Origin of the sequence: Yeosuana aromativorans, assembly GCF_014646655.1 — a bacterium.
In the GTDB taxonomy this organism is placed as follows: Bacteria; Bacteroidota; Bacteroidia; order Flavobacteriales; family Flavobacteriaceae; genus Yeosuana; species Yeosuana aromativorans.
The window spans coordinates 364,194-387,140 of sequence record NZ_BMNR01000002.1; the positions used below are offsets into that span (position 1 = coordinate 364,194).

20 protein-coding genes are annotated in these 22,947 nt (G+C 36.2%); 12 read left to right on the forward strand and 8 right to left on the reverse strand.

Annotated elements, in window-relative coordinates:
• Positions 1–112 precede the first annotated feature (112 nt).
• Together IEW94_RS04920 and IEW94_RS04925 are read right to left on the reverse strand one after the other, a co-directional pair.
• A complete protein-coding gene (locus tag IEW94_RS04920) occupies positions 113–2,596 on the reverse strand; it encodes an exopolysaccharide transport family protein (protein ID WP_188650611.1) in 2,484 nt (827 codons plus the stop codon).
• Positions 2,597–2,604: 8 nt separating this feature from the next.
• The gene (locus IEW94_RS04925; RefSeq protein WP_188650613.1) at positions 2,605–3,402 is read right to left on the reverse strand and encodes a polysaccharide biosynthesis/export family protein; all 798 of its coding nucleotides are present in this window, start codon (positions 3,400–3,402) and stop codon (positions 2,605–2,607) included.
• A 103-nt stretch (positions 3,403–3,505) separates the two neighbouring features.
• On the opposite strand from IEW94_RS04925, the gene IEW94_RS04930 reads away from it, so the two are divergent.
• From IEW94_RS04930 to IEW94_RS04970, 9 genes are all read left to right on the forward strand, one after another.
• A complete protein-coding gene (locus IEW94_RS04930) occupies positions 3,506–5,368 on the forward strand; it encodes an ABC-F family ATP-binding cassette domain-containing protein (RefSeq protein ID WP_188650615.1) in 1,863 nt (620 codons plus the stop codon).
• Between the two features lie 140 nt (positions 5,369–5,508).
• Positions 5,509–6,282: an O-methyltransferase gene (locus IEW94_RS04935; protein WP_188650617.1), complete on the forward strand. Its 774-nt coding sequence runs from the start codon at positions 5,509–5,511 to the stop codon at positions 6,280–6,282.
• Between the two features lie 43 nt (positions 6,283–6,325).
• The gene (locus tag IEW94_RS04940) at positions 6,326–7,012 is read left to right on the forward strand and encodes an ABC transporter ATP-binding protein (RefSeq protein WP_188650619.1); all 687 of its coding nucleotides are present in this window, start codon (positions 6,326–6,328) and stop codon (positions 7,010–7,012) included.
• 110 nt (positions 7,013–7,122) lie between these two features.
• The gene (locus IEW94_RS04945) at positions 7,123–7,695 is read left to right on the forward strand and encodes a cob(I)yrinic acid a,c-diamide adenosyltransferase (protein WP_188650620.1); all 573 of its coding nucleotides are present in this window, start codon (positions 7,123–7,125) and stop codon (positions 7,693–7,695) included.
• Between the two features lie 127 nt (positions 7,696–7,822).
• Positions 7,823–8,044 carry a DUF2795 domain-containing protein gene (locus IEW94_RS04950; protein ID WP_166963690.1) on the forward strand — a complete coding sequence of 74 codons (222 nt, stop codon included), beginning with the start codon at positions 7,823–7,825 and terminating at the stop codon, positions 8,042–8,044.
• A gap of 162 nt (positions 8,045–8,206) precedes the next feature.
• Positions 8,207–11,560: a preprotein translocase subunit SecA gene (gene secA, locus IEW94_RS04955; protein ID WP_188650622.1), complete on the forward strand. Its 3,354-nt coding sequence runs from the start codon at positions 8,207–8,209 to the stop codon at positions 11,558–11,560.
• 88 nt (positions 11,561–11,648) lie between these two features.
• Complete coding sequence (locus tag IEW94_RS04960) at positions 11,649–12,479, forward strand: sulfite exporter TauE/SafE family protein (protein ID WP_188650625.1); 831 nt, start codon at positions 11,649–11,651, stop codon at positions 12,477–12,479.
• Positions 12,480–12,590: 111 nt separating this feature from the next.
• Positions 12,591–13,178: an acetate uptake transporter gene (locus IEW94_RS04965; RefSeq protein ID WP_188650627.1), complete on the forward strand. Its 588-nt coding sequence runs from the start codon at positions 12,591–12,593 to the stop codon at positions 13,176–13,178.
• 42 nt (positions 13,179–13,220) lie between these two features.
• Positions 13,221–13,913, forward strand: a complete 693-nt coding sequence (locus tag IEW94_RS04970; RefSeq protein ID WP_188650628.1) for a hypothetical protein — start codon at positions 13,221–13,223, stop codon at positions 13,911–13,913.
• 19 nt (positions 13,914–13,932) lie between these two features.
• Here IEW94_RS04970 and IEW94_RS04975 read toward each other — a convergent pair whose 3' ends face one another.
• From IEW94_RS04975 to mnmC2, 3 genes are all read right to left on the reverse strand, one after another.
• On the reverse strand, positions 13,933–14,613 hold the full coding sequence (locus tag IEW94_RS04975) for a peptidoglycan DD-metalloendopeptidase family protein (RefSeq protein ID WP_188650630.1): 681 nt from the start codon (positions 14,611–14,613) through the stop codon (positions 13,933–13,935).
• A gap of 2 nt (positions 14,614–14,615) precedes the next feature.
• Positions 14,616–15,521 (reverse strand): TIGR01777 family oxidoreductase, encoded by a 906-nt coding sequence (locus tag IEW94_RS04980; protein WP_188650633.1) that lies wholly within the window; start codon positions 15,519–15,521, stop codon positions 14,616–14,618.
• A gap of 134 nt (positions 15,522–15,655) precedes the next feature.
• A complete protein-coding gene (gene mnmC2 / locus IEW94_RS04985) occupies positions 15,656–16,333 on the reverse strand; it encodes a tRNA (5-methylaminomethyl-2-thiouridine)(34)-methyltransferase MnmC2 (RefSeq protein WP_188650635.1) in 678 nt (225 codons plus the stop codon).
• Between the two features lie 84 nt (positions 16,334–16,417).
• Between mnmC2 and IEW94_RS04990 the strand changes: the two genes are divergently transcribed.
• Entirely contained in the window at positions 16,418–17,485 is a 1,068-nt protein-coding gene (locus tag IEW94_RS04990) for a branched-chain amino acid aminotransferase (protein ID WP_188650637.1), read from the forward strand.
• A 104-nt stretch (positions 17,486–17,589) separates the two neighbouring features.
• Here IEW94_RS04990 and IEW94_RS04995 read toward each other — a convergent pair whose 3' ends face one another.
• Positions 17,590–17,976 (reverse strand): pyrophosphohydrolase domain-containing protein, encoded by a 387-nt coding sequence (locus IEW94_RS04995; protein ID WP_188650639.1) that lies wholly within the window; start codon positions 17,974–17,976, stop codon positions 17,590–17,592.
• A 570-nt stretch (positions 17,977–18,546) separates the two neighbouring features.
• Positions 18,547–20,586, reverse strand: coding sequence for a dipeptidyl-peptidase 3 family protein (locus IEW94_RS05000; protein ID WP_188650641.1), 2,040 nt, complete (start codon positions 20,584–20,586; stop codon positions 18,547–18,549).
• Positions 20,587–20,779: 193 nt separating this feature from the next.
• Between IEW94_RS05000 and IEW94_RS05005 the strand changes: the two genes are divergently transcribed.
• On the forward strand, positions 20,780–21,802 hold the full coding sequence (locus IEW94_RS05005) for an SRPBCC family protein (RefSeq protein WP_188650643.1): 1,023 nt from the start codon (positions 20,780–20,782) through the stop codon (positions 21,800–21,802).
• A gap of 65 nt (positions 21,803–21,867) precedes the next feature.
• A complete protein-coding gene (crcB, locus tag IEW94_RS05010; RefSeq protein ID WP_188650645.1) occupies positions 21,868–22,239 on the forward strand; it encodes a fluoride efflux transporter CrcB in 372 nt (123 codons plus the stop codon).
• Here crcB and IEW94_RS05015 read toward each other — a convergent pair.
• On the reverse strand, positions 22,236–22,841 hold the full coding sequence (locus IEW94_RS05015) for a DUF1684 domain-containing protein (protein WP_188650647.1): 606 nt from the start codon (positions 22,839–22,841) through the stop codon (positions 22,236–22,238). The two genes, crcB and IEW94_RS05015, sit on opposite strands and share 4 nt — an antisense overlap.
• Positions 22,842–22,947: the final 106 nt, after the last annotated feature.

Genomic DNA, 22,947 nt, shown 5'->3' on the forward strand with positions numbered 1-22,947 from the left:
TAACAAAAAGCTACAAAAACAGCAAATACAGCAAATACAGCAAATACAGCAAATACAAGGATATTATAACTAATCCGCTTAGGAAATCATTATTTCTAAAAAAATCAAGATATCAAGATTGCTTAAACCGAGAAGAATTAAAACCTAAAAAGGATTTTACACGTTTTAAAAAACCTTTGTTTTTTCTATCATCATCATGATAACCATTGGCATAATTACCGTAGCCATATCCGTAGCCGTAGCCGTAGCCGTAGCCATATCCGTATTTGGCCTTTTGGTCATAACCATTATAAATTAAACTGATATTTTTAATTTGCTTGGTTTTATATTTTTCATTGATGAAATTCAGCATCCCCTTTTTGGTATAATCCTGTCGTATCACATAAAGAGAGGCATCTACATAATCCAAAAGTTCCAAGGCATCAGCAACCAACCCTATGGGCGGCGTATCCAACACAATATAATCGTATTGCGTTTTTAAGATTGTTAACAGCTGGCCTAGTCGTTCATTGATTAACAGCTCCGAAGGGTTTGGTGGAACTGGCCCTGATGTAATCACATCCAAATGCTCAATATGCGTGTGCTGAATAACGCTTTCCAGTGATTCTTGGCCTATTAAATAATTGACCACACCAATATCATTTTTAATATTAAAATCACCAAAAATCTTGGGTTTTCTTAAATCCAGTCCCAATAACATGGTTTTTTTACCACTCAAAGCAAAAACAGTTGCTACATTGATTGAACAAAATGTTTTTCCCTCACCACTAACTGAAGACGTTACCATCAAGGTTTTTGCACCTTCTAAATCTTGGGTTTTATAATAATACTGTAAATTGGAACGAATAGCCCTAAATGATTCTGCAACGGCAGATTTTGGCTTTCTGTGAACCACTAAATTGTCATCCAGATTATTTTTGCCAATAACGCCCAGCAAAGGTATGGTTGACAATTGCTCCACATCAACCGGACTGTGAATGTTGTTATCCAAAAATGTCAACACAAATGCTACCAACAAAGGAATGAGCAAGGCAGCAAAAAAGGCAAACACATAACGGATGTTTAAATTTCTGCCCAATACGGTGGCACCTGTGTTTTTTGCAGGATCTATAACCAGGATATCAGACACATTGGACGCCTTGATAATCTCTGCTTCTCCGCGTTTTGCCAAAAACACATTGTAGGTTTGCTCACTTAAGGAATATTGACGCTCTATGGTTATGAGTTGTTGTTGATCCTCGGGCAGTTTACTAAACTGTGATTCTACTTTGCTCAATGAACTGTTGACTGTTTCTAGTTCTCGTCTCAAGGCATTCGTAGCCGAACTGATGTTTTCTTGCAAAACGTTTTTCAACCCTTCAATCTGTCGATTCAAATCATTAAAAACAGAAGCATCACTCCGTACTGAATATTGCAATTTGGATTTTTGAACCGATAGGTCATTTATTTTGGCGACGTTATTTAAAATATTAGCATCACTAATTCCTGCTATGGAAGGTGCAGGTATCTCAGTAAAGGTGCTACTGGTCAATAAATAATTTTTTAGGTTTGAATAGTAGCTAAGCTGTCTGTTTATGGATTCTTTCTCGCCATCCAGTTTGGTCAGCTTTTCATTAAGTGTTTCACTTTCACTATCCAGACTGTAAATTTTTGTCTTTTTTCGGTAATCATTTAAGGCTTCTGCATTGTCAGATAATTCATTTTTAACCCTAGAAATCTGCTCATCAATAAATGCAATGGCATTTGTGGCATATTGGTTTTTTCTGTTGAGCTGGTCTTCGCTCAGAACCGCTACCAACGTATTTAAATAATCTACAATTTTTTCGGTATTTTTATCAATGAGTGAAATATCAAGTATGGGTGAATTATTGGTATTGGCCACAGACGTCCTGCCTTGGTAACTGGACACCACATTATCAAAATTACTAAATTGAAGGAAATAGGTATCACCGGCAATGGCCTTGCGGTTTTCTGCCAATCTTAGGACACCTTTTAAAAACGGGAGCTCAACTAAGTCACCAAATTTAAACTGCTTTTTAAAAACACCTACCGGAACATCAACATTTGAAATTTCTTTGGTCAAGTAACTTTGTACTTGTACTGTAGGATTTAAAAATTCCACTTGGAGCTCATACGAATCCGCATCCAAAAAGGTGATTTTTATAGGAATATTGATTAATTGAGGCGAATCATAGTCATGATCAAATCGAAAAGGAGCTGCTTTATAAATATCCTGTTTCCTAAAACGCCCCTGTTTTAAATAGCTTTTATAAAACTCCAATCTATCAACCACTTTTTCATGATGGGAACGTGATTTAAGCGTTACGATCATGGTCTGTATTTTTGAAGTAACACCGCCCCAATTGAATGTTAAGCTGGCATTGGAAGTGAACAACGGATTGCTATCATCTTCAACCGATATTTTGGTACCCAAACGATATGAAAACTCTTCCCTAATATTTTTTTGGTAAACCAAGAAGCAACCAACAACCAACAACACCAAAAAAATCTTCCAATAGCTTAACGCCCTGAATAAAAACTTTTTGATGTCAAAACTGGCAGATGACGACTCAGATACTTCAAATTCATCTAGCATAGCTTAAATTATAGGTTTTTGGTTAAAAAATAAGTTGACACCAACACAGACAAAATAGAGGCAACCGTTGTCAGGTTTTGAAAAGCCGTCTGTCCAGCACCAATGGCTTTGCGTTTTAATGGCTTCACCAATATCATATCATTTGGCTGGATGTAATAATAGGGCGATTGCATAGCAACTTTATCAGTTAAATCTATATGGTGAATTTTTTGCCCTTGTGGATATTGCCTAATGACCAAAACATCTTTTCTATTACCCGTAGGTCCAATATCTCCAGCATTGGCCAAAGCCTCAATAATATTAACACGATCTTGATATAAGGTGTACACACCAGTACTACCAACTTCCCCTGTAACGGTATAACGCAATCCTGCTAATTTAACGGTTACAAACAGTTCGGCAGTGTCTTTAAAGTATTGTTTTAAAAGCTCGTTCTTCACTTTTGTTTCTATCTCATCAATGGTAAAACCCAAAACATTAATATTGCCCAGAATAGGAAATTTGATGTTGCCATGTAAATCTACCGTAAAGCCACTGAAATAAAGCGACGACTGACCTTGGTTAGCCGTATTGGCAGGCGTTTCAACAGGATTGAAAATAGATGTCAATTCTTCATCTAAAGCTTTTACCCGAATGCTCAATATATCATTCACTTGAACACGATAGGGTTTTGAGGTTTCACGTAACGCTAAGGAATCATTAACAACCGTACCTTTATCTTGTAAATAAACTAAATCTTTATTGGTGATACATGAAGAAAAAAATATGCTAATTGCCAAACAAATAAATAAAATTAATCGTTTCATTACAAGGATATGGTTTGTAGACAAATATAGCTTTTCAGTAGGAATATAAAAACTAATGTGGTAAATTTTGGTAATTTGTACGTTCTTTGCAAAAAAACAAATCTTGAACTACTTAACTGTTGAAAATATATCAAAATCTTATGGCGAGCTTTCGTTATTTGAAAACATCTCGTTTAGTGTCCATAAAGATCAAAAAATAGCCTTTGTGGCCAAAAATGGTACGGGCAAAACCTCTATTTTAAATATCCTTGCTGGTGATGATGTTCCAGATTCTGGAACCATAACGTACAGAAAAGGCATTGCTGTGTCATTTTTGCCCCAGGACCCTAAACTGAATCCTGATTTAACGGTTGAAGAAACCATTTTTGCCAGTGACAACCCCATTCTAAAGGTTATTTCAAATTACGAAAAATCGCTGTTAAATCCAGAGGATTCAGAAGCCTATCAAAAAGCTTTTGAAGCCATGGAACGGCATCAGGCCTGGGATTTTGAAACCTTGTACAAACAAATCCTCTTCAAATTAAAGCTTGATAATCTAGACCAGAAAGTGAGTACATTGTCCGGTGGACAAAAAAAACGCTTGTCGCTGGCCAATGCCTTGATCAATAAACCCGATTTATTGATTCTTGACGAACCGACCAACCATCTGGATTTGGAAATGATTGAATGGCTGGAGGCTTTTTTTGCCAAAGAAAACATTACCTTGTTTATGGTTACCCATGACCGCTATTTTTTGGAGCGCGTGTGCAACGAGATTATTGAATTGGACGAAGGCGAACTCTACAGCTATAAAGGAAACTATTCCTATTACCTTGAAAAACGGGAGGCCCGCATTGAACGTGATGAAGTGGAAACAGGTAAAGCCAAGCAACTGTTTAAAAAAGAATTGGAATGGATGCGGCGCCAACCCAAAGCACGAACCACCAAATCGAAATCCAGAATAGATGATTTTCAAGACATCAAGCACCGCGCCAGCCAACGCAGAAATGACCACCAAGTGCAACTGGAACTAAACATGGAGCGTTTGGGAAACAAGATTGTTGAATTGCATAACGTATCTAAATCCTATCAAGACAAAACCATTCTTGACAAGTTTAATTATACCTTTCAAAATGGAGAACGCACTGGGATTATTGGCAAAAATGGCACCGGTAAGACAACCTTTCTAAACCTGATAACACAGACCATCAAACCCGATTCCGGAAAAATTGTACTAGGAGACACGGTCAAGTTTGGCTATTATACCCAAAACGGCATCACTATCAAACCTGAGCAGAAAGTGATTGATGTTATTAGGGAATTTGGGGATTACATTCCATTAAAAAAAGGGCGTCAAATCAGTGCGCAACAATTACTGGAACGGTTTCTGTTCAGTAGAAAAAAACAATATGACTTTGTTGAAAAATTGAGTGGCGGCGAACGCAAACGCCTATATTTATGCACGGTATTGATTCAAAACCCTAATTTTTTAATTTTGGATGAGCCTACCAACGATTTGGATATTGTAACCCTGAACGTGCTGGAAAGCTTTTTAATGGATTTTCCGGGCTGTGTAATCGTGGTATCGCATGACCGTTATTTTATGGATAAGGTTGTGGACCATCTCTTTGTTTTTAGAGGTGATGGCGTTGTTGAGGATTTCCCAGGCAACTATACCGACTTTAGGGTGTATGACGATAGCCAACCCATTATTTCAGAACCAAACGAAGATAAAAAAGAAAAGAATCCCTGGAAAAAAACAGATAGCAATAAGCTGTCCTACAATGAAGACAAAGAGCTCAAAAACATTGAAAGCAAATTAAAGTCGTTGGCATTTGATAAAAAAGAACTGGAAAACAAGTTTAACAATCCAAACCTATCGCAAGACGAGATTTTAAAATTGTCTGAGGAACTCCAGACTATCATAGATGAGATAGATGCCAAGGAAGAACGCTGGTTTGAATTATCGTCAAAACTGGAAGATTAAAAATATTTTTAATATAAAACGTCTTAATACAATTCCGACATGTCGAAATCACTCGAAGGGACAGCTTATAAAGTTTATTACTAGTCAGTTCGAGTGAAACACTAGGAACGAAGTATTTAGTATCGAGAACCACTAAGAAAATGCTCTACCAAATCCTTCAATACATAAAATTCCTTTTTAAATCCACCAATCAACATGGGATACATTCCCCTTTTGTATACAATTTGGTAATCCAATGCCTTTATGACAAAACCCACTACCCAGCCTATAAAGCAATAGCGGCGTACCGTAAAGACCTGTTGAACAATCAATCTAAAATCAAGATTAAGGATTTAGGCTTTGGGTCTCATAAAACCAAGTCCAATAACAGGTCTGTTTCTAGTATGGCAAAGCATGCTGGCTCAACATTTAAAAGGGCTAAGCTTATGTATAGAATCACCCATTATTTCAACAGCAACCCAATCCTTGAATTGGGAACCTCATTAGGAATTGCCACCCAAGCTATGCATTTAGGAAACCCCAATGCATCAATTACAACTGTTGAAGGCTGCCCGAATCTATCCGAATTTTCAAAAGCTAATTTTGAAAAACTGGGATATCAAAATATTTCGGTAATAAATAAGGATTTCAAATCGGCCATTTCCGAGTTTAAATCTAAAACGTACGACCTTATCTTTTTTGATGGCAATCATCAAAAAGAAAGCACCTTACAGTATTTTAATACACTTTTAACAACAACACATAATGATTCCCTCTTTATTTTTGACGATATTTACTGGTCAAAAGAAATGACCGAAGCTTGGGAAATTATTAAGCAACATCCTAAAGTAACCGTTACCATTGATACCTTTTTTTGGGGATTGGTGTTTTTTAGGCAAGAGCAACACAAAGAACATTTTAAAATTAGAGTGTAACAACACGATAAAAAAAACGTCAAATTACACAGAATAGCATCTTATGGGAAATGTCATAAAAATCAGAAATATTGTTAGAGACTTTACACTAGGACAAGAAATCGTTCATGTATTAAAAGGCATCGATTTAGATATTGACCGCGGAGAATATGTGGCTATCATGGGTCCTTCGGGCTCTGGTAAATCCACACTCATGAATATCATTGGATGTTTAGACACCGCTACCTCTGGCACCTACGTGCTTAACGGTAAGGATGTGAGTAAAATGTCTGATGACGAATTAGCTGACATTAGAAATACTGAGATTGGCTTTGTCTTTCAAACATTTAATCTGTTACCCAGAACCACTGCACTTGAAAATGTAGCTCTACCTATGGTATATGCGGGCGTTTCAAAAAGTGAACGTACCAAACGGGCCGAAGATGTATTGATAAGCGTTGGTTTGGAAGACCGAATGGATCACAAGCCCAATCAACTTTCTGGTGGTCAACGCCAACGTGTCGCTGTTGGCCGTGCATTGGTGAATCATCCATCCATCATTTTGGCTGACGAACCAACTGGAAATCTAGATTCAAAAACCTCATTGGAAATTTTAAATCTTTTTGAAGACATACACAAAGCCGGTAACACAGTTATCATGGTAACCCATGAAGAAGATGTGGCAGCTAGGGCAAAACGCATTATTCGGTTGATTGATGGCATGATTTATTCTGATACGTTGAACAAGTAGCAATTACTGAAAATTGCAAATCTGCTTTTATCCATAACTTCCAACTTCGTACTTACAACTTTGTACTTTTAACTTTTAACTTTGTACTTTTAACCTTTAATTTTTGATTTATGAAAATCTATACAAAGACTGGTGATAAGGGTACAACGGCGTTATTTGGCGGCACTCGTGTTCCCAAACACCATATTCGTATTGACAGTTATGGCACGATAGACGAACTGAACTCTCATTTGGGCTTAATTCGCGACCAAGATATTGATCAACATTACAAAGATATCATCATTCATATACAGGACAGGCTTTTTACTGTTGGGGCTATTTTAGCCACTGACCCTGAAAAACAAATCCTAAAATCGGGGAAAGAGCGTTTAAACATACCCAAAATTTCTTCAGATGATATTGAACGATTGGAACACGAAATGGATGCCATGAACGAAGCCTTACCACCCATGACACACTTTGTGTTGCCCGGTGGGCATCAAACGGTGTCATTCTGTCATATAGCACGCTGTGTCTGCCGTAGAGCCGAGCGTTTAACCACGGCACTGAATGACATATCACCTATTGATCCGCACACACTCATGTACATTAACCGCCTTTCTGACTACCTTTTTGTATTGGCACGGAAGTTGTCAAATGATTTGCATGCACAAGAAATTAAGTGGGTCCCAAAAAAGGACTAATCCCATTTTAGTTTTAGCAAACTTGTGTAAAAAAATACGTTCATTAAAATAATAATTAAATAATTCATTTTTTTCTTGTCTGTTTAAACTAAAAATTTATTTTTGCAAAAAATTAAAACGACACACAATGTATTGGACATTAGAATTAGCATCTTATTTAAGTGATGCACCTTGGCCTGCTACTAAAGACGAGTTAATAGATTACGCCATTAGAACTGGTGCGCCATTAGAAGTTGTAGAAAACTTACAATCAATTGAGGATGAAGGCGATTCATACGATTCAATTGAAGAGATTTGGTCAGACTACCCTACTGACGATGATTACCTTTGGAATGAAGATGAATATTAATAAAGCATAAAGAAACGTTAAAAAGTCTCGATAAGAGACTTTTTTTGTGCCCTATATTTACAAAACAGCATAACAAAATGTATCTTTGAATGCTTTTTAAATTAATATAAAATAAATCGCACAGAGTGCAAGCCCTGTGATAACATAACATATATATTACCCATGAGTTTTTTAAATTCTGTACTTAAAGTATTTGTTGGCGATAAATCAAAACAAGATGTCAAAGCCATCATGCCAATTGTCAATCAAATAAAAACATTTGAAAAGGCCTTAGAAGCCTTGTCTCATGACGAACTAAGAGCTAAAACTGCAGCCTTTAAAGCAGCCATAGCCGAGGCCAACAAACCTATTGACGAAAAAATAGAAGCATTGCTGGCAGAAGCAGAAGCCACCGAGGACATTGATAAACGTGAAGATATTTATCAGGAAATTGACAAACTTAACGACGAAGCCTACGAAATAACCGAAGGCGTATTGAACGATATTTTACCTGAAGCCTTTGCAGTGGTCAAGGAAACAGCCAAACGTTTTGTTAGCAATACCGAAATTAAGGTGAAGGCCAATACATTTGACAGGGAAATATCAGGAAGCAAAGACTATGTCTCCCTTGAGGACGATTATGCCATTTGGGCCAATTCCTGGGATGCTGCCGGAAAGGCCATCACTTGGGACATGGTTCATTACGATGTACAGCTTATTGGTGGTATTGCCATGCACCAGGGTAAAATTGCCGAGATGCAAACTGGTGAAGGTAAAACCTTGGTCGCAACACTTCCTGTTTATTTAAATGCCTTGTCCGGCAAAGGCGTGCATCTGGTAACCGTGAATGATTACCTGGCCAAACGTGATAGCGCGTGGATGGCTCCTATTTTTGAATTCCATGGTTTAAGTGTGGATTGTATTGACCACCATCAACCCAATTCCGCTGCCCGTAAAAAAGCCTATAATGCTGATATTACATATGGAACCAATAATGAGTTTGGGTTTGACTACTTACGTGATAATATGGCACATTCGCCAAACGATTTGGTACAAAGACCACACCACTACGCCATTGTGGATGAGGTGGATTCTGTATTAGTAGACGATGCCCGTACACCGTTGATTATCTCTGGTCCCATTCCGCAAGGCGAACGCCATGAGTTCAATGAGCTAAAGCCTAAGGTTGACGATATTGTTAGTGTACAACGCAAATATTTAACCAGTGTTTTGGCCGAAGCCAAAAAATTGATTTCAGAAGGTGATACCAAAGAAGGCGGATTAAAATTACTTCGCGTGTATCGTGGTATTCCTAAAAATAAAGCGCTTATTAAGTTTTTAAGTGAGGAGGGCGTAAAGCAACTGCTTCAAAAAACCGAAAACTACTACATGCAAGACAACAACCGGGAAATGCCTAAGGTTGATGAAGAATTGTATTACGTCATTGACGAAAAAAACAATCAAGTAGAATTGACCGATAAAGGTGTTGAATACTTGTCTGGTAAAGATGATCCTAACTTTTTCGTCATGCCCGAAATTGGTCTGGAGATTGCAAAAATTGAAAAACAAGGCCTTCCGGTAGAAGAAGAAGCCAACTTAAAAGAAGAATTGTTCAAGGATTTTGGTGTAAAATCAGAACGCATCCATACACTTAATCAGCTGTTAAAAGCCTATGCCCTATTTGAAAAGGACACGCAATATGTGGTTATTGACAATAAGGTTATGATTGTTGATGAGCAAACCGGACGTATTATGGATGGCCGTCGCTATAGTGATGGTTTGCACCAAGCCATTGAAGCCAAGGAGAATGTAAAGATTGAAGATGCTACGCAAACTTTTGCGACCATTACGCTTCAAAATTACTTTAGGATGTACCGAAAACTATCTGGTATGACAGGTACAGCCGTTACCGAAGCCGGGGAATTCTGGGAAATCTACAAATTGGATGTTGTTGAAATCCCTACCAACAGACCTATTGCACGTGACGATAGAGAGGATTTGGTTTACAAAACCAAACGTGAAAAATACAATGCCGTTATTGAAGAAGTCACCCAATTGTCACAAGCAGGCCGCCCGGTTTTGATTGGTACCACCTCGGTAGAAATCAGTGAACTCTTGGCAAAAATGTTGACTATCCGTAAAATCCCCCATAATGTATTGAATGCCAAGCTTCATAAAAAAGAAGCTGATATTGTTGCGGAAGCCGGACAGTCTGGCCAGGTAACCATTGCTACCAATATGGCAGGTCGTGGTACGGATATCAAGCTGTCAGAGGAAGTTAAAAAAGCGGGCGGTTTGGCCATTGTAGGTACAGAACGCCATGATTCACGCCGTGTGGACAGACAGTTGCGTGGTCGTGCCGGTCGTCAAGGAGATCCAGGAAGTTCACAGTTTTATGTATCTCTTGAAGATAACTTAATGCGATTATTTGGTAGTGAACGTATCGCTAAAATGATGGATAGAATGGGCTTGAAGGAAGGTGAAGTCATTCAACATTCCATGATTTCAAAATCCATAGAACGCGCCCAGAAAAAAGTTGAGGAAAATAACTTTGGAGTACGTAAACGACTCTTGGAATATGATGACGTGATGAATGCACAACGTGAAGTGGTTTACAAACGTCGTCACCACGCTTTATTTGGAGAACGTCTTCGTGTGGATTTGGCCAACATGATTTTTGATACATCTGAAATCATTACAGACACCAATAAAGGCGCTAATGATTTTAAAAACTTCGAGTTTGAGCTAATCCGTTATTTCTCCATGCCATCCCCTGTTTCAGAAGATGAGTTTGGAAAACTATCCGCTCAAGAGATTACTTCAAAAATATACAAAGCCGCATTTGACCATTACAAGGATAAAATGCTTAGAAATGCTGAAATGGCATATCCAGTCATTAAAAATGTGTATGAAACGCAACGTGATAAATTTAAACGCATCGTCGTACCGTTTACAGATGGCATCAAAACCTTGCAAGTGGTCACAGATCTTGAAAAAGCATACGAGACCCAAGGTAAACAGTTGATTACCGACTTTGAAAAAAATATCACATTAGCCATTATTGACGATGCTTGGAAAACCCATCTTCGTAAAATGGATGAATTAAAACAATCCGTACAATTGGCGGTTCATGAGCAAAAAGATCCTTTGTTAATTTACAAGTTTGAAGCGTTTGAGCTGTTTAAAAGCATGATAGACCAAGTAAATAAAGATGTGATTTCATTCTTGTTTAAAGGTGAATTGCCTACTGAAACCCAAGACACCATTCAAGAAGCAAAAGCCAGAAAGCAAGAAAAGTTAAAAACCCAAAAAGACGAAATCCCCAATATGGATGAGCGCTCAGCCCAAAGCAGAGCTGCTGGCAATACACAGCGTCAGCCAGAGGTTGTTGAAACCATTGTAAGAGATCATCCAAAAATAGGTCGTAATGATCGGGTTACCATTAAACACGTCATGAGTGGTGAAAACAAAACCATTAAATACAAGCAAGCCGAACCCTTGATCAGTAAAGGAGATTGGGTATTGGTGGAAGACTAAAAATCTTATAGATTTGATGAAAAGTAATATACATAGAAATCCTGATACAAGCTATCAGGATTTTTTGTTATAAAAAGCATAATCAGGTTTGGAAACAATCATATTGTTAGTAAGTATAGGAATTATTGTAGGAACTCTTGGTACTTTAATTGGGGCTGGAGGTGGCTTTATTTTGGTTCCTGTTTTAATGTTTTTATATCCAAACTACAGCACCGAAACCATTACCGCTATATCCATTGCTGCTGTAGCCTGTAATGCCATATCGGGGAGCTCAGCCTACATGGTTGCAAAACGGGTGGACTATAAAGCGGGGATTATTTTTGCGTTATGCACCATTCCTGGTTCTGTATTGGGGGTTTATTCAACAAAGCTTATTTCGCGAACCTTATTTGATACTGTTTTTGGTATTTTATTATGTGGTTTGGGTATTTATCTTTTCTTAAAAGGAGGACAAAGAATAATATCAGAAAATCACTTAAAACCACAAAAAGGGTTGACATATCAAAAAATAACTGATAAATCCGGACATACTTATGAATACTCATATAGTATGAAAAAGGGTGGTATTTTTAGTGTCTTTGTTGGATATTTTTCACCTCTACTAGGAATTGGCGGTGGTATCATCCATGTACCTTTTATTTCGGAATGGCTTAAATTTCCTGTCCATATTGCAACAGCAACTTCCCATTTTATATTAGCCATTATGGCAACCGTCAGTGTGATTGTACACTATTACAATGGCGTGTATGATTCGCCCATTATTGCCAATACCGTTATTTCAATATCCGCGGGCATTGTTGTTGGTGCTCAAATAGGCGCTTATTTATCAAAACTGATTAAAGGGAAAATGATTATAAAAGCCTTATCTATTTGTTTGGCCATTGTTGGTTTGCGCATTTTACTCTTGCAAGTAACCTAATTGAAATACTAAAAGATATAAATCCAGGTCAATCGGTTACATTATTCATTTTAATTGCGAAAAATAATTATATTTATCACATTATCAACTATGTTTTAATAACAAACAACTATGGAACAAACTAAACCAACTCTCCAAAGTGCTCTAGCAAACCCAGGTCCGTTAGGCCTTTTAGCCTTTGGTATGACAACCGTTTTATTAAACCTGCACAATGCTGGATTTTTTGAAATGAATTCAATGATTTTAGCGATGGGGCTTTTTTACGGTGGATCTGCCCAAATTGTAGCTGGGATTTTAGAATACAAGAAAAACAACAGCTTTGGCTTGACCGCATTTGTTTCCTACGGTTTTTTTTGGTTGACCTTAGTGGCATTGATATTGCTTCCAAAGTGGGATTTAATCCCAGCACCATCAACTAATGGCATGGTAGCCTATTTGATTATGTGGGGCATCTTTACAGGATTGATGTTTATCGGCACTTTAAAAATCAACAAAGCACTGCAATTTGTTTTTGCCACGTTAACCATTCTGTTCTTTTTATTGGCCATAGGTGATATCACCGGTAACGCCACCATCAAAACAATTACAGGCTTTGAAGGTATTATTTGCGGAGCTTCTGCTATTTATACAGGTATTGCCACATTAATGAACGAGGTATATGGCAAGGTTATTATGCCTGTTGGAACTGTCAACAAATAGTTATTTAAAACATTTCGTCTTATGGAATTTATTTATTTTTAAATGTACAAAGAGCATCCAGAAATTAAAACCCCAAATCGAGAAACTGTGATTTGGCGTTATTTAGATTTATGGAAATTTTTAGATCTACTAGATAGTAACAAACTCTATTTATCAAGAGCTGATAAATTTGAAGACGATGTATTTGAAGGTCGAGTACCTAAAAGAGAAGTAAGTGAATTGGAAAAGAATCATCCTCTAAAGAGAGTTGATAATTTTTCGGAAAGGACACTCAAGAAATGCCACTATATCTCATCATGGTCCAAAGAGGAAAATGAAACATACCCTCTTTGGAAAGTATACTCTGATTATCGTTCAGCAATTGCTATTAAATCTACAATTGGAAGTTTAATTGATAGCATAGAACATAGTGAAGGAGATCAGTATATAGGACTAGTAAAATATATTAACCCAAAAGCTCCTTATTTTTTTAAAGGTAATATGTTTCAACTATTTTTAGAAAAAAGGGAATACTTTAAATTTGAAAATGAAGTTCGTTTAATAACAATATTAGATTATAAAAATACTGAGGAGTTGTTATTATTGCCTGAAGGAATCAGAATTAAAACAAACATAAATACTTTAATTGAGGAAATCTATTTAGCTCCTAAGGCAAATCAAAACTTTAAGTCTTTAATAGAACTAAAATTAAAATCAATAGATCTAATGAAAAAAGTTAACTACTCTGATATATAATTCTAATTTAAACAAAATCCTACGTTTTCAACTTTAACAACAATTCAGGGTTTGGGCAATTATCTAAATAAAAGTCTAAATCTTTTTTATTACAAACACCGAGATAATCTCCTATAAAACCTTGGATATCCTTGATGATTTGAAAATGTAAATGTGGCGGATAATCACCATTAACTGATCTGCCGCCCAAAGTTCCTATACAATCACCTTGCTTAAATGACTGTCCTATCTTTAGGTTAGTAATAGACTGTAAGCTTAAATGTCCATAAAGTGTATAAAATACTATATTGTTCATACTGTGTTTCAATATGATTGTTGGACCATAATCACCAAAATGGGTATTGTTCTTAAAACTATGTACTGTTGCATCCAAAGGCGTAAAAATAGATGCTCCTGCTTCTGTCCATAAATCAATCCCTAAATGGATATTCCTTTCATTTTCAGCTTTAAAATGAGTACTGCGCTGATAAATAGATCGTGTTTCATTATATCCTCCAAAGCCAACCAGACCTTGTTTGTTTTTGATTTGTTTGTCTATAAAAGCTCCCAATGCCAAACTTGAAGACACATCAATATTACGGAGTACTTTGTTATTAGATGATAAATCTATGGACACATAACTTGTAGCAGGAATGTTTTTATCAAGTACATAAAGCCTATTGGAACTTATTCCTTTTAAAAATTCTGAAAATGTAGCCATACTTATTTAAGTAAATCCTCCAAGGCAGGTTTTAAATGATGGAACTTAAATTCAAACCCAGCATCTTCTATCTTTTTCGAACTCACACGCTGGCTCAAAAATAACAAAACGTGCATATTTCCTAACACAAGTTTCATAAACCACCTAGGAATATTTGGTAAAAAAAGAGGCCTGTCCAAAACTTGGGCGCAGGATTTTGTGAATTCTAGATTAGTTACCGGGTTTGGTGCTACCGCATTAAAGACACCACTCAAATGAAACTTTAAAACATACATAAATAGTCGAGCTAAATCTGAAATATGTATCCAAGATTGCCAATGCTCACCCGAACCAAAGGCAGCACCTAAACCAAACTTTATGGGTTTAATAATTTTAGGCAAAGCACCGCCATGATCTGATAACACCAAGCCGATTCGTATTTTTGTAATTTTTATATGCAACGCTGAAAAGCCATCAACAGCTGATTCCCATTGTTTTACAACGTGACTTAAAAAGGTTTGATCTCCATCAGAATTTGCTTCATCATAATAATTTGAAAGCGAATCCGGATAAATACCTACGGCACTAGCCGAAATAACATGTTTCACCTGATGATCTCTTTTAATCAAGGTGTTTATCAAAAGCTGTGTGGTATTTATTCTGCTGGACAATATTTCTTTTTTGTAACGTGGCGTCCATCGTTTGGAAACGGTAGCGCCCGCTAGATGAATAATGGTATCAACCCCATCAAAGCATCCAGCATCAATCTGATTGATTTTGGGATTCCAATAATACCCTTGATACAATTTATCACTAGAAATTTTAGATTGACTTGTTGTTAGAAAATTAACGACAATATTGTTCTTATGGCAACGTTTTACAATCTCTTTACCTATCAGTCCCGTGGCACCTGTAATCAAAACCTTCATAAGAAATTTTTATATAAAGTTACAAAAAGCTAAGAGCATTTACTATTGATTTATGCTAGGTTTAACATTACAAAATTTGTGATTTTTTAGGATTTTTTTGTACGGAAGCATTTGGCTATGCCGAATATTTAGAGCTATTTGAAAGCTCTTAACATTTCACGTTTACCAGGTGGTCCAGGTAATTTTTCAACCACAAAACCAACCGCTTGCATGGCCCTGCGAACACTGCCTTTTGCCGAATAGGTCACCAAAACACCGTTTGGTTTTAAAGCATCATACATTTTTTGAAATATAGCTTCAGTCCATAGTTCTGGTTGAACACGCGCTCCAAAGGCATCAAAGTAAATAAGGTTATACTTGCTATCATCATTGATGTCATAAAAGAATTTCTTCTGCTTCTCTAATGAAAAATATGTTGAAATCCGCTGGACAGATTCCCAAGTCGATTTATGCAAATCATTAAAAAGATTACTTTGGTCCTCTACTTTTAAAACCGATGAATAATTCAACTGATTGATTTCATCCATACTTACTGGGTATGCTTCAACCCCTGTATAACGAATTGGTATTTCTTTTTTTTCAGATTCCAATAAGGTGATAAATGCATTCAGACCGGTTCCAAAGCCAATTTCCAAAATAGACATTGGCTGTTCATTATCTACATTAGAATCCAAAAAATGATGTAATCCATGCGTAATGAACACATGATAGGCTTCCTGTATTGCTCCGTGTTTGGAATGGTATTGCTCATCCCATTCAGGTATATGAATGGTAGAAGAACCATCACCCGTTATGACAATTTTACGTTCCAAATCAGATTTTAAGCATTTTGTTGTAAAAGTACCCTTTTTTTGAGAATGATTTTACTTAAATTTGCTTCATAAAGACAATGAGTTATGAATACGTTAACTAGTGAGATAGAAATAATAAAGTCAAAGACTTCAAAAATCAATGAGGTTGATTTTGAAAACCTGAGTTTTGGTAAAACATTTTCAGATCACATGCTGGAATGTCATTATAAAAATGGGAAATGGGAAGCTCCAAAAGTGGTGCCCTACCACCCTATTACTTTAGACCCTTCGGCCAAGATTTTTCATTATGGCCAATCGGTTTTTGAGGGCATGAAAGCCTATAAAGATGCTAATGATGACATCTTTTTGTTCAGACCATTGGACAATTGCAAACGCTTGAACATTTCATCAAAACGTTTGGCAATTCCAGAGCTTCCTGAAAGCTATTTTATGGAAGGTTTAAAAGCCTTGCTAAAAGTTGATAGCGATTGGATTCCAAAAAAAGATGGTAGTTCCTTATATATTCGCCCATTTGTTTTTGCCTCTGGAAATGGATTTCATGCCTCTCCAGCTGATGAATACACCTTCTTGATTGCCTGTGCGCCTTCAGGCTCCTATTTTTCTGGAAAAGTTAAGGTTTTAATTGAAGAAAAATATTCGCGTTCTGCCAATGGCGGTGTTGGTTTTGCAAAAGCTGGCGGTAATTATGCCGGTCAATTTTACCCAACCCAATTGGCTATTGAAAAAGGCTACCAACAAGTGATTTGGACCGACGACAACACCCATGAATACATTGAGGAAGCAGGTGCCATGAATATTTTTATTAGAATCAATGATACGTTGATTACAGGCCCAACAAGTGACCGTATTTTGGATGGTATTACGCGTAAAAGTATTATTGAGTTGGCCAAAGCTGAAGGCATTCCTGTTGAAGTTAGAAAAATAACGGTTCATGAAGTGGTTGCAGCTGCCAAAAATGGATCACTAAAAGAAATGTTCGGGGCCGGAACGGCTGCTGTTATTTCGCCGATTTCTGGATTTGGTTATCACGGTGAGGATTTTGATTTACCCGAACTCGAGAATACCTATGCCAGTTCTTTGAAAAAACGCATTACCGATATCCAAACCAATAAATGTGACGATCCGTTTGGATGGCGATATAAAGTTGAATGATTTTAGACAATATAAATAAAAAAGAGAAGCAATTGCTTCTCTTTTTTTGGTTTTATAATGATTATATGATTCTGAAACAAGTTCAGAATGACAATAATAATTGACTAATTATCCAAAATGCTTTCAATGTCTGGTTTAAAATAATTGGGGCCTTTCATAACTTTTCCGTCTTCTCTATAAATAGGCTCACCGTTTTCACCTAGTTTACTCATATTGCTTCGTTGTATTTCATCAAAAACCTCTTCTATTTTATGTTGCATACCATGTTCTATAATGGTTCCACATAAGATATACAACATATCCCCCAACGCATCAGCTACCTCAACCAAATCGTCATTATTGGCAGCTTCTAAATACTCTTCATTCTCCTCTTTCATCAAATTGAATCGAAGCAGGTTTTTGCTTTTGCCCAAATCTGCCTTTGGTGTTTCGCGATGGCCTAATTTAAATGCGCTGTGAAATGCCTTAACGGCATCGATTTTATCTTTCATCTCTATTTTTTTTTAATGATTGGTCAGATGAAATGCCTTGAGATAATTTCTATTGGTTAAAGGTTGTTGTTAATTGGCATTTCATAAAAAAATATTCGTCCTTTTAATTAAATTTGCATAAAAATAAACATATGTTCAGTAAAGGTCAAATCATTTTTGCAGTTATTTTTTTTGTTGTATTTGCGGGCGTAATCGCTTATACCTACAGAAAAGATTTAAAACTCCATAAACGCTTTTACGCTGGGAGCATATGGGTGCTCTTAGCGTTTATCATGTTCATCTTATTTATTTGGGCTATTAAATTTTTCTTTAAATAATTTTTTTAGGATTGGTTCATTGTAGGGTGGGAACTTTTAAAGTTGACCTGTTTTATAAATAAATTAGATTTTGCACGCAACCTTTTTAAAGCTTCTGCATCTGATAGTTAACTAATCAATTTAAAAAAAATGAATATTTTAATCATTATTGCCGTTCTTATTGCAGTTAATATTCTTCTTTTAACGTTTAGTGTAAATAAAAAAACAGAACCTTGATTTAGGTTCTGTTTTTTTATTTACAATCTATTTTACCTTAATTGACTTCAGGTAAATAATTGTAGTGTTTACTATAATACAGCATTTGTTCTGCAAATGTTTTTGGTTGTGTTATTTTAAATGAAACCGTATCGCCCGCCTCATTTGTTTCTGGAACCAATACCGGATTTACAAAACCTGAATAAGGTGCTGATGTAAACTGTTTATTGCGTTCTAAAACTTCAGCATGTAATTTTTGGTCAACCTTAACACCGTAGGTTTCCACTAATTTTTCAACCGCTGCATAATCACCTTCAGATTTTATGCGTTGTGTTTCACGCAATAACTGTCCAAACAAGTCATGCAGTTTTGCATAATCTGTAATGTTGAAATAGGTTTTTCCATTACGTGTTACTTTTTCAATCACATTATCAGCTTTGCCTTTTTCATAAGCCCAAGCAGAAACCCATTGTCTGTTTCTCATGTGAGCCTCCTCAACATCATCCCCTAAATTCAAACGAATTAACTGTGTCATTAAGCCATTACGGATATAATCATCGTAAGCGGCCATACCGACTTGTTTCCAATCATCAACCAAACCTAGTTCTTGTAGCTTAGGATCATACAAATAATACAAGGCTACTAAATCTGCACGGCCTTCTTCAAGCGTTGAAGCATAATTTTTTAAAGTTTCTTTGGTTTCACCCACGCCAGGATTTAATTTCCCAGAAGCATGACCAATAACTTCATGTAAGGCTGTGTGCAATTTATCTGCTAATTCAGAATATTTTTCGTGTATTTGAAACTCTTCATCATCATTAACAAATTCTTTAAGACGATCTGTATTTCCAGCTTTATTGTATGATTCTATTATATTTCCTAAAGAAACCGATTTGCTTCCCACAGCAGCTCTAATCCAATTGGCATTTGGTAAATTAACACCTATTGGTGTGCTTGGAGAGGCATCGCCAGATTCTCCTGCAACATTGACTACTTTGTAAGTAACGCCGACAACATTTTTCTTTTTGTGCTCATCCATAATAGGAGAATGGTCTTCAAACCATTGCGCGTTATCTGATACCACTTTCATTTTTTCGGACATATCAAAATCATTGATTTGAATGATTGACTCATAAGAACCTGTATAACCTAATGGGTCATTATACACTTCAATAAAACTGTTGATGTAATCAACATTGCCTTTGGTAGCCTTACACCAAGCCACATTGTAGTCATCCCAAGTTTGCAGATCACCAGTTTTGTAATAGTCTATAAGAAGTCCCAAAGCATTGGCTTGCTCGTCATTTTCTGCAACACCTTTTGCTTTTTCAAGCCATTTAATAATCTCGTCGATAGCCGAACCGTACAATCCTCCAGATTTATAAACACGTTCTTTTAAAACACCATTGTCTTTAACCAATTGGGAGTTTAGCCCAAATGAGAGCGGTTTAGTAGGATCTGGTGATATTTTGTTTTTGTAAAAACCAATAACATCATCATTGGTAACATTAGGTCCATACATGTTAACTGCCGAAAGCGCTACATTATCAACTCCTTTTGCTTGGTTTACTTTTTTAACATCCTTATCATTAAATATCACATCAAAGGCTTCTCCCTCTAATGTTGTATTGGTATCAGCTAATAATTGCTTTAAATAGTCTGCTGAAAATCCAGGCTTGATTTTATCTTTTGAATAATGGTGGTGAATGCCATTACTGAACCAAACGCGTTTTAAATAGGTTTCAAAAGCGGCCCAATCGTCAGTAGATTTATCACCATTGTAATTTGTATAAACAGATTCCAACGCTTTTCTAATGGTGAGATTGTATCGATAGTTTTGGTCCCACATAATATCACGTCCAGCCAAACCGGCTTGGGTAAGGTAGTAAACTAATTTTTGTTCCTTTAAGGTCAATCGTTCCCAACCCGGAATTTGATATCGTAAAATTTTGATGTCGGCAAATTGCTCAACATTGTAATTAAAGTCTGTAGAATCTTTTACGGACATGGGTTCTGATGTTTTATCAGAAACGTCTTTTCCACAGGATGCCATAAATAAAGCTATTACAGACAACCCTAGTACTGATTTTAGTGTCATTAAATATATTTTAATTTGTTTGAAATTGATGTTTAAAAACCATATTCAGCAAGGAAAATTTATTGAATAATTTCAATAAAGCCATTTTTATTATTGAATATGTATTTTTAGTATGACAAATATAAGGATTTATTAAACAATGAATAAATTTGATTACCTTTGATTTATAACTTTTTTAATTGTAAAGAAGCTCATGAAAACGGTTAAATATTTTCTTTTTTTATTCCTTATCATCATCATTGGATTTTGTGTTTATGTAGCCGTTCAACCTAACTCCTTTAAAGTAAGCAGAACCAGAACCATTCATGCACCAGCTTCTGTTGTTTACAAGCATGTAATCGATTTTAAAAATTGGCAAAATTGGTGGTCGTGGACTGATTCAAATCCGGATATGAAAATTTACATGTCTGAACAGACAACCGGTGTTGGTGGCTCTTTTTCTTGGGATGATACTAACGGTGTAGGAATGATAAAAACCACGCAAACAATGCCAAACATGAGCATTGAACAAGATATGCAAATAGCTGATTTTCCACCTTTAACCGCTCAATGGAATTTTAAGGATAACGATGATTATTTAACGGATGTCACTTGGAGCATATCTGCTGACAACCTGCCGTTTACATTTAAAATGATGTCTGTTTTAAAAGGAAATATGGAAACCCAACTAGGTCCCCATTTAGAACGTAGTCTTGAAAAACTTGATAGTGTTGTCATTGCCGATATGAGCGCTTACACCATAACTGTTGATGGCATTACGGAACATAGCGGAGGCTATTATATATTCAATTCCACCTCATGTAAAATAAGTGATCTGGAGAATACAACTGCCGAATTATTTTCAAAAGTAAAACAATACGCTGAAGCAAACCATATTTCTATGGCTGGTTCGCCTTTTGTGTATTATCATTTTCTTGATAGGGAGAACAATGCAGCCATGATTTCATGCTGCATTCCTACAACATCTCGCGTCATCACTACAGAAAATGATATATTAACAGGACAGTTAATCCCTTTTAAAACGCTAAAAACAACCTTGCTGGGTGACCATAAAAATTTACAAGAAGCTTGGAAAACCAGTATGAAATACATCACAGAAAACAATTTGTTATTGGATGAAAATGGCCCCAAGCTTGAAACATACGTTGTAGACTCATCTGGTTCCCCAAATCCTGCCGATTGGAAAACAGAAATTTATATTGCTTTAAAAGACTAGCAAAGCCTTTTGAATCTGAATTTTTATCCTATTTTTGAATTCACAAAACACATAAAACGATTTAGATGAAAAATCTACTGCTTGTTTTTTTGGGTGGCGGTTTTGGAAGTGTGCTGCGTTATATCATTGGCAAATATCTTAACAACCCACAATCTGGTATTCCCTTTGGCACCTTTACAGCCAATATTTTAGGCAGTTTGCTTATCGGGGTTTTTCTTGGTTTAGCGGCCAAAAACAATACATTGTCACAAAACCAAACCTTATTGTTGGCAACGGGTTTTTGTGGAGGTTTCACGACCTTTTCAACCTTTGCCTATGAAAACCATGTGTTTTTAAAAGCCGGCGACTTTACAAGTTTTGCGGTGTACACCATTGGAAGTTTTATTATCGGTTTTCTTGCTGTGTTCTTGGGTATGTTTTTGGCAAGAAGTTTTTAATGATTTTTAAACTTCTTCACTCCTGCTTCAATCCTTGTTTTTAAGTAATTTTCCCTAGGCACTAGCGGACAAGAATATTTATGGTTGTAAGCACAATATGGGTTATAAGCCGAATTGAAATCAATGGTTATGGTATTACCAGTAGGAATTCTTAAATCAATATAACGCCCGCCGCCATAACTTTCCAAGCCATTTGTTTCATCCAAAAATGGCAAAAACAAATAGTCTTCGTAGCCATCTTCAGTCTTTAAATCCAAACCTTGGTATACGTTCAGTTGATAAATCTCTCCTTTAAGAAAAAACTCAACAACACCATATTTAACGTATTCCGGTTGTCTATCGGTTGTTGTTTTCATTTTAAAAGGTCGTTCATTTTCTGTTCGGGTAAAAAGCGCCTGGACCACATATGTTGAATCATATTTAAAAAAATCCAATCCTTCAAATTCCTTTCTGTCTGCTTCTGTTAAAGGTGATTTCGAAGCATCTTTAAACTCCGCATTCAAGCTTCTTTGAAAATCAGTTTCCCCAGGTATTGGCAACTTATCATCTTTGCAGTTTGACAAGCAAACAAACAGGAAAATGGAAATAAAAACTATCTTCATATAAATTTATTTTGTTCCAAAAATACAACTTACAATTATTTTGTATAAATTTGCTTAATTAAAAAATAGAAAAATGCGCAATATCGTCACAATTTGTAAACAATAC